Below are 14,645 nucleotides of genomic sequence, written 5' to 3' on the forward strand. Positions count from 1 at the left end.
TTCTATGATAAAAAAAGAAAACAGTGTATTTTATATCTCCATCTTGCTCACAACCTTATTTATTATATGGGGTGTGATTCCAGCGAGTTGGATACAAGGCTATGATTTACAAAGTGTTACCTCTTCTTTAAATTCTTTTATCCTCAATAAGTTTGGGTGGTTTTACTCTCTACTTATGACCACGATGATTGTTTTAGCTGCTTATTTAGCATTTTCAAAATATGGGTCTATTCGTCTTGGTAAAGATGATGAACAGCCAAAGTATAGTTACCTTTCTTGGCTTGCGATGTTGTTTGGAGCAGGAATGGGAATTGGCCTTCTCTTTTATGGAATTACTGAACCAATTTCACATTTTGGTGCACCACTTACTGGTAAACCTGGAACAGAGCAAAGCGCAAAACTTGCCATGCAATATTCTTTCTTCCACTGGGGTCTCTTCCCTTGGTCACTTTATGCAATGGTTGCTTTAACAATCGCATACTTTACATTCAGAAAGCGAAAAGGTAGTACAATTGGTGCTACAGTTATTCCTTTATTTAATCAATCGAAAAATTCTTCTATTGGAAAAACAGTAGATATTTTAGCTGTGTTGGCAACCGTCTTCGGAATTGTGCCATCCGTAGGAATCGGTGCACAACAAATTGCTGGAGGATTAAGTTACTTATTTCCTTCTATTAACAATACAATGAGCACACAGCTAGTACTCATTGCTATTTTTACTGTACTCTATTTAACTAGTGCGCAAACTGGTTTAGATCGTGGGATTAAATATTTGAGTAACTTAAACTTCTCCCTTGCTGGAATATTACTCGTTTCCTTTTTAATTCTTGGTTCAACTGTCTTTATTATGAAATACTTTACTTCTACACTAGGTTCTTACATTGGGGCACTACCAAGTATGGGATTAAACTTAGGAGCCTTTAGTAAAGAGTCCTCTTCTTGGATTGAAAATTGGACGATTTTCTACTGGGGTTGGTGGATTTCTTGGTCGCCATTCGTCGGTACATTTATCGCCCGCGTATCCCGTGGACGTACAATCCGTGAATTCATTTTTGGCGTAGTCTTGATTCCAACACTCATCTGTACATTTTGGTTTGCTGTTTTTGGCGGAACTGCGATTCATATGGAAATGTTCCAATCACTTGGAATTGCTGATGAAATCGCTAAATATGGAACAGAAATTGGATTATTCGCTGTTATTTCACATTTACCATTCTCAACATTCTTAACCATTATCGGAATAATCTTAGTTGCAACGTTCTTCGTTACCTCTGCGGATTCTGCAACATTCGTTGTTTCTATGCAAACAAGTAATGGTAATTTATCACCCAAAAACCATTTGAAACTTATTTGGGGATTAACTATTGCAGCGATCGCAGCCATTCTCTTGCAGGCTGGCGGATTAAATGCCTTACAGATTGCGGCGATTATTGCAGCCTTACCATTCTCTATTGTTGTTGTTTTAATGGTCACTTCACTCTTTAAAGAATTGCGTCAGGAAGACGTTGCTGTTCAAACCAAGCAAATGTCACAAAAAATGAAAAAGGTTATGTAATTTTCAGCACCTCTAAATAAATAGAGGTGCTTTTTATATGCCAAAAAGGAAAAATAGAATGAATATAAAAAACCCCTTAAAAAAGGGGTTACGCCATTTTCTCACCTGATTCTTCTCTAAAAAAGCTCTTCATTGCGTGGAATACATCAGCTTTCTGTTTTAAAATATAGTACCTGAAATTCTCATCTTTAATATTTTTATAGGCTGACATAAGCGTACTGTGACGATTATACTGATTTACTTCTCCATATCCAAACATATTACATACCTTCATCAATTCTTGTACAAGCTTAACACAACGAGCATTATCTGATGTTAAGTTATCTCCATCTGAAAAATGAAATGGATAAATATTATAGCGTTCTGGTGAATACTTTCCATCTATAAGCTCAAGTGCTTTTCTGTAAACAGAAGAACATATTGTTCCACCACTTTCCCCTTTTGAGAAAAACTCTTCTTCTGTCACGACCTTTGCTTCTGTATGATGGGCAATAAATTCTATATCTACCGTTTCATACTTTGTACGTAAAAACCTTGTCATCCAAAAGAAAAAGCTGCGCGCCATATACTTCTCCCAAATTCCCATAGATCCGCTTGTATCCATCATTGCTAATACAACAGCTTTTGAATCTGGCTTCAATACTTCATTCCATGTCCGGAATTTCAAATCCTCTTGACGAATTGGATGAAAAGCAGGCTTTCCATTCATTGCATTTCGTTTATAAGCTGATATCATCGTCCGTTTTTTGTCAATATTTCCCCATAACCCTGTTTTTCTAATGTCATTAAATTCAATATGTTCAATACGATTTTCATCCATTTCTTTCCTTTTTAAATTAGGTAACTCCAACTCTTTAAAAAACGCTTGCTCTAATTCTAAAATAGATACTTCTGCTTCATAATAATCTTCTCCAGCTGCATCTCCCGCACCTTGCCCTTTACCCGGTCCTTTTTGCTTTTGACCACCCGATCCATCTCTTGCAACCACATCGCCAACTTTACTATCACCATTTCCTTGGCCAACATGTTTATTCTTATCGTAGTTATATCTAATTTTATATTCATCTAAAGACCGAATTGGTATTTTTACAACGTCCCTACCATTAGACATAACGATACTTTCTTCTGTCACAAGGTCTGGTAAGTTATTCTTAATTGCTTCTTGCACCTTTTCTTGATGGCGTTGTTGATCGTCATGTCCTTTGCGATGGAGGGACCAGTTTTCCTGTGAAATTGTATAATTTGGTTGATTTTCTTCGCCCATCCTTTTCCCTCCTTACTGTAATTTCCCTTATTTTTCTCTAATAAACAGTAATATATAAATTTGAGGTTATAATGTAGCAACAAGAGTAGTAAAAAAGTATCTGTTCATTAGAACTTACTTTTTCCATAATCATATGGCACCCATGGCTTTTTTACGTATTACTCTGAACTTCCTTAACAAAACTTTGATATCCACTTTACTTTGAAATTTCTTTCGCTGATAAGAAAGAAACACAATTCATTGTTGCACACTTTTTCACTCTGCAACATATTGTATTGTGTTGGCTTTTTCTGTATGAATGGTTGGTTACTCTATCATATGCATATTGTGAAAATAATTGACAATAAATTCATGAAATTGCATCTTAATTTCTTCTGTTTGGACAAGTCCATACATGAAATGAAACATTCACTTTGAAAAACCGACATCAAACCTAATTTTTAGGTGGGCGAGAGCATCCAGCCAAGCATAGAAGCTGTCAGTTCCTTTTCGAGCCCATGTCATGTAAAACAAAAAGAAAAAATGAGTGGGGATTTCCTTTTTTGTTTTCATAGTCACAATTTAGATGTTGGAAAACAAAAATGGATTTATATGGTATATTATCCTCACTTCAATCAGATAGATACAAAAACGCTGCCTCTGGTTTCATAAGAGACAGCGTTTTATTATCAAACTATCGATTCAACAAGCTACCTACATAGCGAAGCAATTCATTCGCTGATGAAGAATTGTAGCCATGTTCATCGATTAAGCGTGCTACAACATCATTAATTTTCTTCAGCTGATTTTCGTCTGGTGTCTTAGTCGATGTTGTAATTTTTACAACATCTTTCAGATCGGCAAATAATTTTTTCTGGATCGCTTCGCGAAGACGCTCATGTGAGTTGTAATCAAAACGCTTCCCTTTACGAGCATAAGCAGAAATTCGTATTAAAATTTCTTCTCGGAATGCTTTTTTCGCATTTTCTGAAATACCAATTTGTTCTTCAATAGAACGCATAAGCTTTTCATCTGGACTCATTTCTTCACCTGTTAACGGATCCCGTAATTTTGACTTATTGCAATATGCCTCAACATTATCTAGGTAATTATCCATAAGCGTCTTAGCTGACTCTTCATACGAATACACAAACGCTTTTTGAACTTCCTTCTTAGCAATCTCATCGTACTCTTTCCGTGCTAATGAAATGAAATTCATATAGCGCTCGCGGTCTTCATTACTAATGGATGGATGTTGGTCTAGCCCATCTTTTAACGAACGTAACACATCAAGCGCATTAATCGATGGTACTTCTTTTCTAATAATAGTGGAAGAAATGCGATTAATAACATAACGCGGATCAATCCCGCTCATACCTTCATCTTGATATTCACGCTGCAATTCTTCCACATCAATTGAATTATAACCTTCGACCATTTCTCCATCATATAAACGCATCTTTTTAATTAGATCAATATCCGGACGCTTCGGATCTTTCAGGCGTGTCAAAATTGTAAACATCGCTGCGACGCGAAGCGTGTGCGGCGCAATGTGTACATTTGAAACATCACTTTCGCGAATCATCTTTTCATAAATATGTTCTTCTTCACTAATCCGTAAATTATATGGAACCGGCATTACAATAATTCTTGAATGTAACGCCTCATTTTTCTTATTAGAAATAAAGGAGCGATACTCAGTTTCATTCGTGTGGGCTACAATTAATTCATCTGCTGAAATAAGCGCAAATCTTCCCGCTTTGAAATTCCCCTCTTGCGTAAGAGACAATAGATGCCATAAGAATTTCTCATCACATTTTAACATTTCTTGAAATTCCATCATGCCACGGTTTGCTTTATTTAATTCTCCATCAAAACGGTATGCACGTGGATCTGACTCTGAACCATATTCTGCAATTGTAGAAAAATCAATACTTCCTGTTAAATCCGCAATATCCTGTGATTTTGGATCTGAAGGACTAAATGTACCAATTCCTGTCCGGCGATCTTCCGAGAAGAAAATTCTTTCTACAATTACATCTTCAATTCTTCCACCATATTCTTTTTCTAAACGCATCACATTTAATGGTGACAAGTTTCCTTCAATTCTTACGTCATATTCATCGTAAAAGTCATCCCGTAAATGATGTGGTATTAGATGAAGAGGGTCTTCATGCATCGGGCAACCTTTTATCGCAAAAATAGCTCCGCGATCTGTACGCGAGTATGTTTCTAACCCTCGCTTTAACATAGTAACTAACGTTGATTTCCCCCCACTAACTGGTCCCATTAATAATAAAATCCGTTTTCTAACATCTAAACGTTTTGCAGACGGATGAAAATATTCTTCCACAAGACGCTCTAATGCGTCTTCTAATCCAAATAACTGATTGCTAAAGAAATTATATTTTTTTCGCCCTTCTACTTCTTCAATACCAGCGTCTTTAATCATATTGTAAATGCGAGAGTGTGCAGTTTGAGCCACCCATGGTCGTTCTTTGACAAGCTCCAAATATTCCGCAAACGTACCTTCCCATTGTAAACGTTCTTCTGCTTCTCGATGCTGTTCAATTTTCTTTAGAATATCCATTATAGCTCCTCCCCCATCTCCTTGTTCAATCGGATTATTATAAAAGGTATGCGAGGATGTCCTTAAACATTCTTTAAATCCAAATGAAATCTGCTACAAACATTATAAATTTCATCCCAAAGTTAAAAGAAAATTCGGTATAATAAAGTTATAAGGGAACTTCTCCCTCATTCTTACAGATATCTCTTCTTTACTTCCACAGAATCTACATAAACTTCAGATCCAAATTGGCTAAAATAAAATATGAAGAAGGAGGATTCATATGAAATTATTATTAATTTTAGGTGTATCACTTACATTTCTTACTGCAATTTTCACTTCAGGATATAATGATAAACCAGGTACAAACAAAAATTGATGGGCCTAGGCCCATCAATTTTTGTTATTTATTACATGCAGGCTTTAGTATACAATTTCTAAATCTAAACCTGGATAATTTTGTTGACGGAATGCTTCATAAATTAAAATCGCTGCTGTATTGGATAAATTTAAAGAACGTACTTTGTCAGTCATTGGAATACGTAAGCAATGATCGAAGTTTTCTTCGATTACGTTTGCTGGCAATCCATTTGTTTCTCTACCAAATACAAAGTAATAATCTTTCTCAGGCTTACTATAATCAAACGCTGTATGTGCTTTTTCACCATACTTTGTTAAATAGAAAAATTCACCGTCACTATTTTTTTCATAAAACTCTTCAATTGAATCATAATACGTAATTTTTACGTGCTGCCAATAATCTAGACCAGCACGTTTTAACATTTTATCATCTGTTGAAAATCCAAGCGGTCGAATTAAATGTAATTCTGTCCCAGTAGCTGCACAAGTACGTGCAATATTTCCTGTATTTGCTGGAATTTCTGGTTGATATAAAACAACATGTACTCCCACGTGATATTCACCTCAATCTTTTGTCTACTACGTATTATACCACTTGAATGAAAAATCTCTACCCATTAATAATATGAAAAAATTTATATTTCATTTGTGGCGTATATTTACTGGAATCTTCATAATTCCAATATCGCCTGCGGCTATTAGCAGAATGGGCATTTACAAGCGGCATACCATCTGCATCTTTGGCTACAACGATTGTTGTATGATTCCATCTGCCATCATCTTCAAAATCATAAACAATTACATCACCAAGTAGAAGATCTTTTGGATTTTCTACTGCTTTAGCACGTAGTCCTGTTGTAGCTCCTGATAAATACCAATAAAATGAATGAGCAACTGCCCAACTCCAGCTCCACTGATTCTCCCGTTGCCACCATCCTTTACGAATGTTAGGATACCCAGTCATTGGTGTTTCACCAGCATGCAGACACTGCGAAATAAAATTTGTACAATTATCAGGAAAATTACGATATGCCGGATTCCGACCATCCCACCAATACTCCGCATATTTGACAGCTTCCAAGCGATTATATTGATATGAATCATACTTTCCTTTTGTTACATCGCGCTCTAATGTTTCACCTTGGAACCTTTCTTCTGTTATTTCAATATCTTTATCTTCTACAATATGCCCATCTTTCAAATAAACACGTCGTTCTAATTGTTCTTCTTCCATATAGAATAATTCATGGTGATGAACTAAATATTTCAAATGAACTTGATAATCTACTTCTTGATATTGCTTACTATTCCATTGTCTTATAAAAGATACATCTGCTGTTGCCTTCACAATTTCAGCATTACGGTTTTGAAACAAGTTTTTTTTTCGCTGTACTACTTGTAATAAATCAGCAGGAATCTCATCGACACCTACACGTTTATTTGTAATATACGCTAAAAATTGTTGCATCTGTTTTTCAATCTTTTGTTTTACCAGCATCCCTCTCCCTCCCATATTATTACAATATGAAAAAGGAAGACATTATCTACTGTTTTTTCTCGGCTAACATTTCAAGACCGCGATTCATTTCATGAAGAACTTCTTCGTCATTTTCACGTTCCATCGCCTTTTCAATCGCTTCCCCTACACCTTCACCACCGATTTTCCCTAAAGCCCATGCGGCTGTCCCTCGAATTACAGGTCTTGGATCCTCTTTCATAACACCAATTAAATCAGGAATTGCTGTGGTTTCCTTGAAATGAGCAAGGGCTAAAATCGCATTTCGTTGCAACGGTTTTTTCCCGCGCCATGATCCAGACATAATGCCGTATTTTTCTTTAAAATCTCGGTTACTTATCGTTAATAATGGGGTTAATAGTGGTTTAACAAGCTCTGGGTCTGGCTCCATTTCTGGATGATTATGAAAATCCTTCCCCCTGTTCTTTGGACAAACTGTTTGGCACGTATCACAGCCGTAAATACGATTTCCAATTTTATCTCGATATTCTTCTGGGAGAAATCCTTTTGTTTGTGTTAAAAAAGCAATACACTTTTTTGAATCTAACTGTCCTCCCTGTACAAGTGCACCGGTTGGACAAATATCAATACACTTTGTACAGCTTCCGCACTGATCTTCTATTGGCTGATCCGGTGGAAATGGTACATTCGTAATCATTTCACCTAAATACACATAGGAGCCAAATTCTGGCGTAATAATGGAACAGTTTTTACCACTCCATCCAATACCAGCACGCTCTGAAACTGCACGATCACTTAATTCTCCTGTATCCACCATTGATTTTACTTCTATATCTGGAAGCCGCTCAATTAAATACGCCTCTAATTTTTGCAGACGATCTCGTAAAACAAGATGATAATCTTGTCCCCAAGAAGCACGACAGAAAATCCCCCGGCGTTCTCCTCGTTTACTTAACGGTGCATTTTTCAATTTTGATGGGTACGCTAATGCAATTGCAATAATTGATTTTGCTCCCGGCAATAGTAACTTTGGATTTGTTCTTTTTTCAATATCAGGCTCTTCAAAACCAGACTGATAATTTAATTGTTGCTGCTGAATTAAACGCTGCTTTAATTCTTCAAATGGTGAAGCACTTGCAAAACCTATTTTATCTATTCCAATTGTTTTACTATACGCAATTACATCTTGTTTTAACTGCTCAAAATCCACGCTTTGCCTCCTTCTACGATGAATATATATACTTAGTCATCTACTGATGGTTAGCAATTCACTTCGTAATCATAGTTCTTAATTCTATTTTCGCATAAAATCTTCATTTCCAAACATTAAAAAACGCAATGCCTCGTTTATCTTAGAAACGAAACACTGCGTTGATCACAATGTATTATGAAAATATAAATAATATCTGGAGCGGGTGAAGAGAATCGAACTCTCGACCAGAGCTTGGAAGGCTCTTGTTTTACCACTAAACTACACCCGCAAATGTGAAAAAAGAGAAGCTATTCAAATAACTTATGTAAAATAGTATAGCACGTCACAAAAACCTAAGCAAGAATTTTATCGAAAAAAGTCGAAAAAGTGATGAGTATACTCGTCACTTTTTCAATTCTTTATCAATTTCCTTTTTTATACTATCATAATCTGGATTTGCAAGATTTCCGTTTACGTATACTGAAGGAGCACCTTGTACTTTCAGTTTTTGTGCACGGTCTGAATCTTTGCGTACTTTATCTTGAATTTCTTTGCTATGTAAATCTTTTTGAAATTGATCTACATTAACTTTTGGAAGTTTTTCCTTCACTATATTAAGAAGCAGTTCTTCTGTAATCCATTCTTCAGTATCTTTCTTCTGGCTTTGATAGATTTCATCATAGAATGTCCAGAAAGATTCTGGATCCTGTTTATAAATCGCTTCGCCAGCCGCTGCACCTAAATCAGAATCTTTTCCAATAAACGGGAAGTTAATAAAATAAAATTGTACTTTACCTTTATTAATATACTCTTCCTTTAAACGGGGTAATACTGTAGCATCCCACGTTCGGCAAGCTGGGCATTTAAAATCTCCAAATTCTACAACCTTAACAGGAGCATCTTTTTTACCTAAAGATTGCTGCGTGGAATAAGCAAACATCTCATCCCCTTTATCCTTTTTATCATTTATGATACTGTATGCAATTGTCCCGATTACAATTAATACTGCGATAGAAAAAACAATACCAAGAGCCATGATTTTATTTGATGATTTCATATACATTCCTCTTTAAATTCATATTCTGTATACATTGTTGTACACATTACACATGATATCAATACTTTTATACATCATGCAATGAACACGCTCACATAATTTCCAAAAATACGACAAATGTGTCAATATTGTGTCTCTTCTTTGGCTATTCTATTCAAAAAAAAGCGAAGTTCCCTCTATGGAACTTCGCTTTTAGCTTACCGCTTTTTCACGAGCTACTTTTTGTAATGAATGCTGGGTTGGAATATCATGACGAATTACTAATTTTTCACTAATCGCTTGCACATATTCGTTATGACTAATATACCCTTCTTTTTCCATTAATTTCAAAACAACATTTCGTCTTTCTACTGCTTTATCATAATTTTGAGCAGGAGAATAATAAGCAGGGGCTTTCACAACAGCAGCCATCATTGCACTTTCACTTAATGTTAATTGATTTACCTTTTTCCCAAAGTATAGCTGGGATGCTTTTTCAATCCCCCATGCACCTTCTCCGTAATAAATATTGCTCACATATAATTTTAAAATCTCATCTTTCGTAAATGTGCGCTCAATTTTTTTTGTATAGAAAATCTCTTTCCACTTACGGGAAAATGTACGTTCATTAGATAAAAAAGCATTTTTAGAAAGCTGCTGTGTAATTGTACTTCCGCCCTGTACAACACCACCAGCTTTTATATTTTCAATAGAGGCTCGAACAATTGCTATATAATCTAAACCGTTATGGTGATAAAACCTTTTATCTTCTGTCGCAATAAATGCATGAGCTAAAGGTTCTGGTACTTCTAATTTAGCGGATACCTGTAGCTTGCTAATATCACTTCGCTCAATCATTACATTTCCAATCAATAATAATGTACAAGTAATTAGTAATAATAAAATAATAGCTTTATAAAGAAACTTTGTAATTGGATTGAATGAAACCTTTTGATGATAGTTGACCCTAGACAGTACTCGTTCTTTCATCGTACACACCTCTTTTCCTTATAACATATATAGTCCTTACATTTAGAATACTGTTTCTCAAAGCAATCTCCAATTGATTTCTCTTACACTTACCTTACAATGTTGTAAGCTATAAAATACATATTCTAGCAGAAAAAGTAGCAAGCTTCTATTCATATAAATTGCTTTAAAAATCACATACCCTTCTTCTATTATATCATCTGCATATTTTTCAGTTTTAGTTGTTTCCCTCCTAATATTTTTTCTACAGCATGTCTAAAGAAATTAATATAACAGTTTAATTTGAACAATATAGATATAATACCAAACAAACGTTCTTGCAATCAATATCTATTTACCATATGTATTTATCTTACTACATTACCCAGTTTCACCGATTACGCATCATACTAGACATTTTCCCTTACACAATATAAGAAAAAAGAACAAGTTATTTGGTAATACCTCAAATAACTTGTTCTTTTACATAAAGTGAACCTTTAATCAATGGGGGTTTTCTTCATCCTCCACTGATTATTAATTAAACCAATCGGGCTTTTACGGACAGCCCGCTCCCCACCTAACTTTTACTTTCACTGAATTTTGAGACGAAGGTCTTACTGCCCGTAAATAGCGAGATAAATACCATATCCTATAATCTTTCTATCAAATCATAAGGATCTACTTTCCAGGTTTCATATGGAATGAAATTCTTTGCTTTTATAGCATCAAGTGTCCTTGATTTCATGTGAGGACGCGTAATATATTCATCAATATTATCTTCATTCAAAGTAATAAATTTTGCTTCTTTTATTTCTTCTGGTGGGGCTTTTATTTCTCCGTTCACATACTCCACTTTAAAGACCACTGATAAAATATGCTTTGAGGCATTATAGTAAAGACCTGTAATTCCAACTGTTTTCACTAAGAGGCCTGTTTCCTCAAGTACTTCTCGACAAACTGCCTGATCAAGAGGTTCTCCCTCTTCTACTTGTCCGCCAGGCATTTCCCATGTATCAGCTCTCCACTGTACCTTTACTAATAGAATTTCATTATTTTCATTCGTTATGCATGCTGAAACAGCGACAATATGCTTAGGTATTTTATATTCCATTTTATAGCCTCCAAGAAACATTCATTAAATTTTAAATATAATATATATTAATATTCAATATAAGATGCAAAAGTCCTTTTCCTTTAGGCTATAGATGATCTAAGAAAAAAGACCTTTTGTTCTAAATAACAAAAGGTCCCTTTTTCATATATTATTCCCCTAAATCTACATTGTGGTAAACTTGTTGAACATCTTCTAAATCTTCCAATGCATCAATCATTTTTTCAAATTGTGCTTGTGCATCTTCTGAAAGTGTTACATCACTTTGTGCAAGCATCGTTAATTCAGCAACTGTGAATTCAGTGATACCAGCATCCTTAAGCGCAGCTTGTACCGCATGGAACTGATCAGGCTCAGCATAAACGATAACTGCCTCTTCTTCTTCTAAAATGTCACGTGCATCTACATCTGCTTCCATTAAAATTTCAAGCACTTCATCCACAGTTTTTCCTTCAAGTCCAATAACAGCAGTCGCATCAAACATATATGCTACTGAACCATTCACACCCATGTTACCGCTATTTTTACTAAATGCAGCACGTACATCTGCTGCAGTACGATTCACGTTATTTGTAAGTGTATCTACAATTACCATTGATCCGTTTGGTCCAAATCCTTCATAACGAAGTTCATCATAGTTTTCTTCTGAACCACCTTTTGCTTTTTCAATTGCACGATCAATAATTGTTTTTGGTACACTATATGTTTTTGCACGCTCTAATACCACTTTTAAAGCTTGGTTTGATTCTGGATCTGGTTCACCTTGTTTTGCTGCTACATAAATCTCACGTCCAAATTTAGCGTATACACGGCTTGTATTTGCATCTTTTGATGCTTTTTTGTCTTTAATATTATTCCATTTACGACCCATTCTGTTCCACTCTCTTTCACGTTAAAATCTACATAAAAAATATTAATATGAAATATAATGTTTATTCAACACTTTTTCAAAAGAAATACAAAAAGTTCATTATCGACTCACATTATTGACATAATATACATCGATATAATTTTGTTCATTTACCAAATTATATTATACCTTAATTCTATAATTCATTACGAGTTTAACACTCAAATAACATGCTTTGACAGTGTCAATGAAAAAAGCCTCCCTAAAAGGAAGCTTCTAACTATAAATTATGGATGTTTATTTTCCTGAAACATGCTTAAGGTCTCCTGAGTTGTGTAACTGGCGTGTTACTTCATCTCCGAAATTATTTAAAGAGAAATTTTGTTCATCTACTGGATCCATAACTCCTGTAGCTTTACCAATATTCCCCTCTTGTGATGTCCAAAAGTAGTTATGGTCATCTACAATTTTACTAAAATCTCTATTTACCCATCTTTCAACAATTGCTAAAAGTTCTTCTTTCTTTTCAAAGTTACTTTGACTTACGATATTTTTTACTGTCTCAGCATTCTTCTTAGACATTGGAATAGCGCCCCATTTTTGTTCTGCTACTACTTTTTGGTGAGTCATACTATGCATTGCTGCAATAACATCATTTTCTGTAGAATCTTTAGTAATACGAAGTTTTTCATCTGCTCCTTGTATTCCACCAGTCATCGATTCTTTTTCTCTTGGAACTTCTGCATATTCGCCTTTGTCTATCTCTGCACTAGCCTTTTTATCTGCTGGATTGTCTGCGAGTTCAAGCATTCCGAAAGTTATACCGATAGTAAGAGCTATTAATCCTACGATTGACCCCAACCAAATTATTGTTTTCTTTTGTATCTTATTCCCCCATCTTACATTTCATTTAATACCCCATATTAAGAATATTATACCAAAAATGTATTCTATATGTAACGATGGTAAATTAACCGTTTATTTCAAGTAATAGTTAGAATTGAAATTGAACTTCAAAAAGGCGGTAGAAAATTTGAATGAATTAAAAACTGCGGAAAAAATTATGGACATTATCCAAAATTTAAGCAACGAGGAAAGATGGAAGTTGTTAAATATTTTGTACGATGAATATTACAATACAACGGTTAACAAAGGAATGCCAGTAGATTAAAAATACGTCAAAAGTCATCTTTAGATTATTTTTTGTCGTGTCGAAAAAACAAAAAAAAGACTCCAACATCTCTGTTAAAGTCTTGATTTCATCACGTTATTTGATACCGATGGTCGGGGTCGAACCGACACTCCCGAAGGAACACGATTTTGAGTCGTGCGCGTCTGCCAATTCCGCCACATCGGCATGCTAAGAAAGGCGGCAACCGGATTCGAACCGGTGGTAAAGGTTTTGCAGACCTCTGCCTTACCACTTGGCTATGCCGCCATATTAAATTTGGAGCGGAAGACGGGATTCGAACCCGCGACCCCAACCTTGGCAAGGTTGTATTCTACCACTGAACTACTTCCGCAAAAATGGCTGGGCTAGCTGGATTCGAACCAGCGCATGACGGAGTCAAAGTCCGTTGCCTTACCGCTTGGCTATAGCCCACCGAATTATTAATACATTATATGTTTGAATCATTCATTTTATTACCATTAATATTTAACTAAGACATTAGATATCTTATCATAGTTGAATTTATTTGTAAATATTTTAAATAAATGGGGCGACTGATGGGAATCGAACCCACGAATGCCGGAGCCACAATCCGGTGCGTTAACCACTTCGCCACAATCGCCATATTGTGTTTTTGGCAGGGGCAGTAGGAATCGAACCCACACTGGAGGTTTTGGAGACCTCAGTTCTACCTTTAAACTATGCCCCTATGTAAATGGTGGAGGGGGGCAGATTCGAACTGCCGAACCCGAAGGAGCGGATTTACAGTCCGCCGCGTTTAGCCACTTCGCTACCCCTCCGAAACTTACATGGTGCCGGCTAGAGGACTTGAACCCCCAACCTACTGATTACAAGTCAGTTGCTCTACCAATTGAGCTAAGCCGGCGTATTTAGTTGAAAATGGTGGCTCGGGACGGAATCGAACCGCCGACACGAGGATTTTCAGTCCTCTGCTCTACCGACTGAGCTACCGAGCCAGAATTAAATGGCGGTCCCGACCGGGGTCGAACCGGCGATCTCCTGCGTGACAGGCAGGCATGTTAACCACTACACCACGGGACCATTTGGTTGCGGGGACAGGATTTGAACCTGCGACCTTCGGGTTATGA

General features: G+C 35.9%; 12 protein-coding genes and 11 tRNA genes. 2 read left to right on the forward strand and 21 right to left on the reverse strand.

All coding sequences use genetic code 11. From position 1 onward, the window contains the following. The first annotated feature begins 4 nt into the window (after positions 1–4). Positions 5–1,555 carry a glycine betaine transporter OpuD gene (gene opuD / locus AC1M36_RS20240; RefSeq protein WP_479846131.1) on the forward strand — a complete coding sequence of 517 codons (1,551 nt, stop codon included), beginning with the start codon at positions 5–7 and terminating at the stop codon, positions 1,553–1,555. Between the two features lie 88 nt (positions 1,556–1,643). Here the strand turns inward: opuD and yhbH are convergent, their stop codons facing one another. The 11 genes from yhbH to AC1M36_RS20295 all read right to left on the reverse strand — a co-directional run bounded on the left by yhbH (position 1,644) and on the right by AC1M36_RS20295 (position 13,250). Next, on the reverse strand, positions 1,644–2,819 hold the full coding sequence (yhbH, locus tag AC1M36_RS20245) for a sporulation protein YhbH (RefSeq protein ID WP_336452889.1): 1,176 nt from the start codon (positions 2,817–2,819) through the stop codon (positions 1,644–1,646). Between the two features lie 673 nt (positions 2,820–3,492). Next, positions 3,493–5,388, reverse strand: a complete 1,896-nt coding sequence (locus tag AC1M36_RS20250) for a PrkA family serine protein kinase (protein WP_336452888.1) — start codon at positions 5,386–5,388, stop codon at positions 3,493–3,495. Between the two features lie 402 nt (positions 5,389–5,790). Continuing rightward, complete coding sequence (gene trmL, locus AC1M36_RS20255) at positions 5,791–6,279, reverse strand: tRNA (uridine(34)/cytosine(34)/5-carboxymethylaminomethyluridine(34)-2'-O)-methyltransferase TrmL (RefSeq protein ID WP_098335745.1); 489 nt, start codon at positions 6,277–6,279, stop codon at positions 5,791–5,793. Between the two features lie 58 nt (positions 6,280–6,337). Then, entirely contained in the window at positions 6,338–7,225 is an 888-nt protein-coding gene (locus AC1M36_RS20260; protein WP_336452887.1) for an amidase domain-containing protein, read from the reverse strand. Positions 7,226–7,271: 46 nt separating this feature from the next. Further along, positions 7,272–8,414, reverse strand: a complete 1,143-nt coding sequence (gene queG, locus AC1M36_RS20265) for a tRNA epoxyqueuosine(34) reductase QueG (protein ID WP_336452886.1) — start codon at positions 8,412–8,414, stop codon at positions 7,272–7,274. A gap of 197 nt (positions 8,415–8,611) precedes the next feature. Continuing rightward, a tRNA-Gly gene (locus tag AC1M36_RS20270) sits at positions 8,612–8,685 on the reverse strand. Between the two features lie 114 nt (positions 8,686–8,799). Next, positions 8,800–9,453, reverse strand: coding sequence for a DsbA family protein (locus AC1M36_RS20275; RefSeq protein WP_336452885.1), 654 nt, complete (start codon positions 9,451–9,453; stop codon positions 8,800–8,802). Positions 9,454–9,645: 192 nt separating this feature from the next. Beyond that, positions 9,646–10,422 (reverse strand): transglycosylase domain-containing protein, encoded by a 777-nt coding sequence (locus tag AC1M36_RS20280; RefSeq protein WP_336452884.1) that lies wholly within the window; start codon positions 10,420–10,422, stop codon positions 9,646–9,648. 631 nt (positions 10,423–11,053) lie between these two features. Then, positions 11,054–11,515: an NUDIX hydrolase gene (locus tag AC1M36_RS20285; RefSeq protein WP_479846132.1), complete on the reverse strand. Its 462-nt coding sequence runs from the start codon at positions 11,513–11,515 to the stop codon at positions 11,054–11,056. Positions 11,516–11,666: 151 nt separating this feature from the next. After that, positions 11,667–12,386: a YebC/PmpR family DNA-binding transcriptional regulator gene (locus tag AC1M36_RS20290; RefSeq protein ID WP_336452882.1), complete on the reverse strand. Its 720-nt coding sequence runs from the start codon at positions 12,384–12,386 to the stop codon at positions 11,667–11,669. Positions 12,387–12,662: 276 nt separating this feature from the next. Next, the gene (locus tag AC1M36_RS20295) at positions 12,663–13,250 is read right to left on the reverse strand and encodes a PRK06770 family protein (RefSeq protein ID WP_336452881.1); all 588 of its coding nucleotides are present in this window, start codon (positions 13,248–13,250) and stop codon (positions 12,663–12,665) included. Positions 13,251–13,398: 148 nt separating this feature from the next. Here AC1M36_RS20295 and AC1M36_RS20300 point away from each other — a divergent pair, with 148 nt between their 5' ends. Further along, positions 13,399–13,536 (forward strand): hypothetical protein, encoded by a 138-nt coding sequence (locus AC1M36_RS20300; protein WP_336452880.1) that lies wholly within the window; start codon positions 13,399–13,401, stop codon positions 13,534–13,536. 104 nt (positions 13,537–13,640) lie between these two features. Here AC1M36_RS20300 and AC1M36_RS20305 read toward each other — a convergent pair. The 10 genes from AC1M36_RS20305 to AC1M36_RS20350 form a co-directional block, all read right to left on the reverse strand. Further along, positions 13,641–13,722, reverse strand: a tRNA-Leu gene (locus AC1M36_RS20305). A gap of 10 nt (positions 13,723–13,732) precedes the next feature. Beyond that, positions 13,733–13,803: transfer RNA gene (locus AC1M36_RS20310), tRNA-Cys, on the reverse strand. A gap of 10 nt (positions 13,804–13,813) precedes the next feature. Continuing rightward, positions 13,814–13,888: transfer RNA gene (locus AC1M36_RS20315), tRNA-Gly, on the reverse strand. Positions 13,889–13,893: 5 nt separating this feature from the next. Next, positions 13,894–13,968: transfer RNA gene (locus AC1M36_RS20320), tRNA-Gln, on the reverse strand. Positions 13,969–14,082: 114 nt separating this feature from the next. Further along, a tRNA-His gene (locus AC1M36_RS20325) sits at positions 14,083–14,158 on the reverse strand. Between the two features lie 13 nt (positions 14,159–14,171). Then, positions 14,172–14,245, reverse strand: a tRNA-Trp gene (locus tag AC1M36_RS20330). 7 nt (positions 14,246–14,252) lie between these two features. Beyond that, positions 14,253–14,336, reverse strand: a tRNA-Tyr gene (locus AC1M36_RS20335). 10 nt (positions 14,337–14,346) lie between these two features. Further along, a tRNA-Thr gene (locus AC1M36_RS20340) sits at positions 14,347–14,422 on the reverse strand. Positions 14,423–14,437: 15 nt separating this feature from the next. After that, positions 14,438–14,513 (reverse strand) — tRNA-Phe (locus tag AC1M36_RS20345). Between the two features lie 9 nt (positions 14,514–14,522). Next, a tRNA-Asp gene (locus tag AC1M36_RS20350) sits at positions 14,523–14,598 on the reverse strand. Positions 14,599–14,645: the final 47 nt, after the last annotated feature.

Source organism: Bacillus sp. Medicinal_06, from assembly GCF_056711665.1.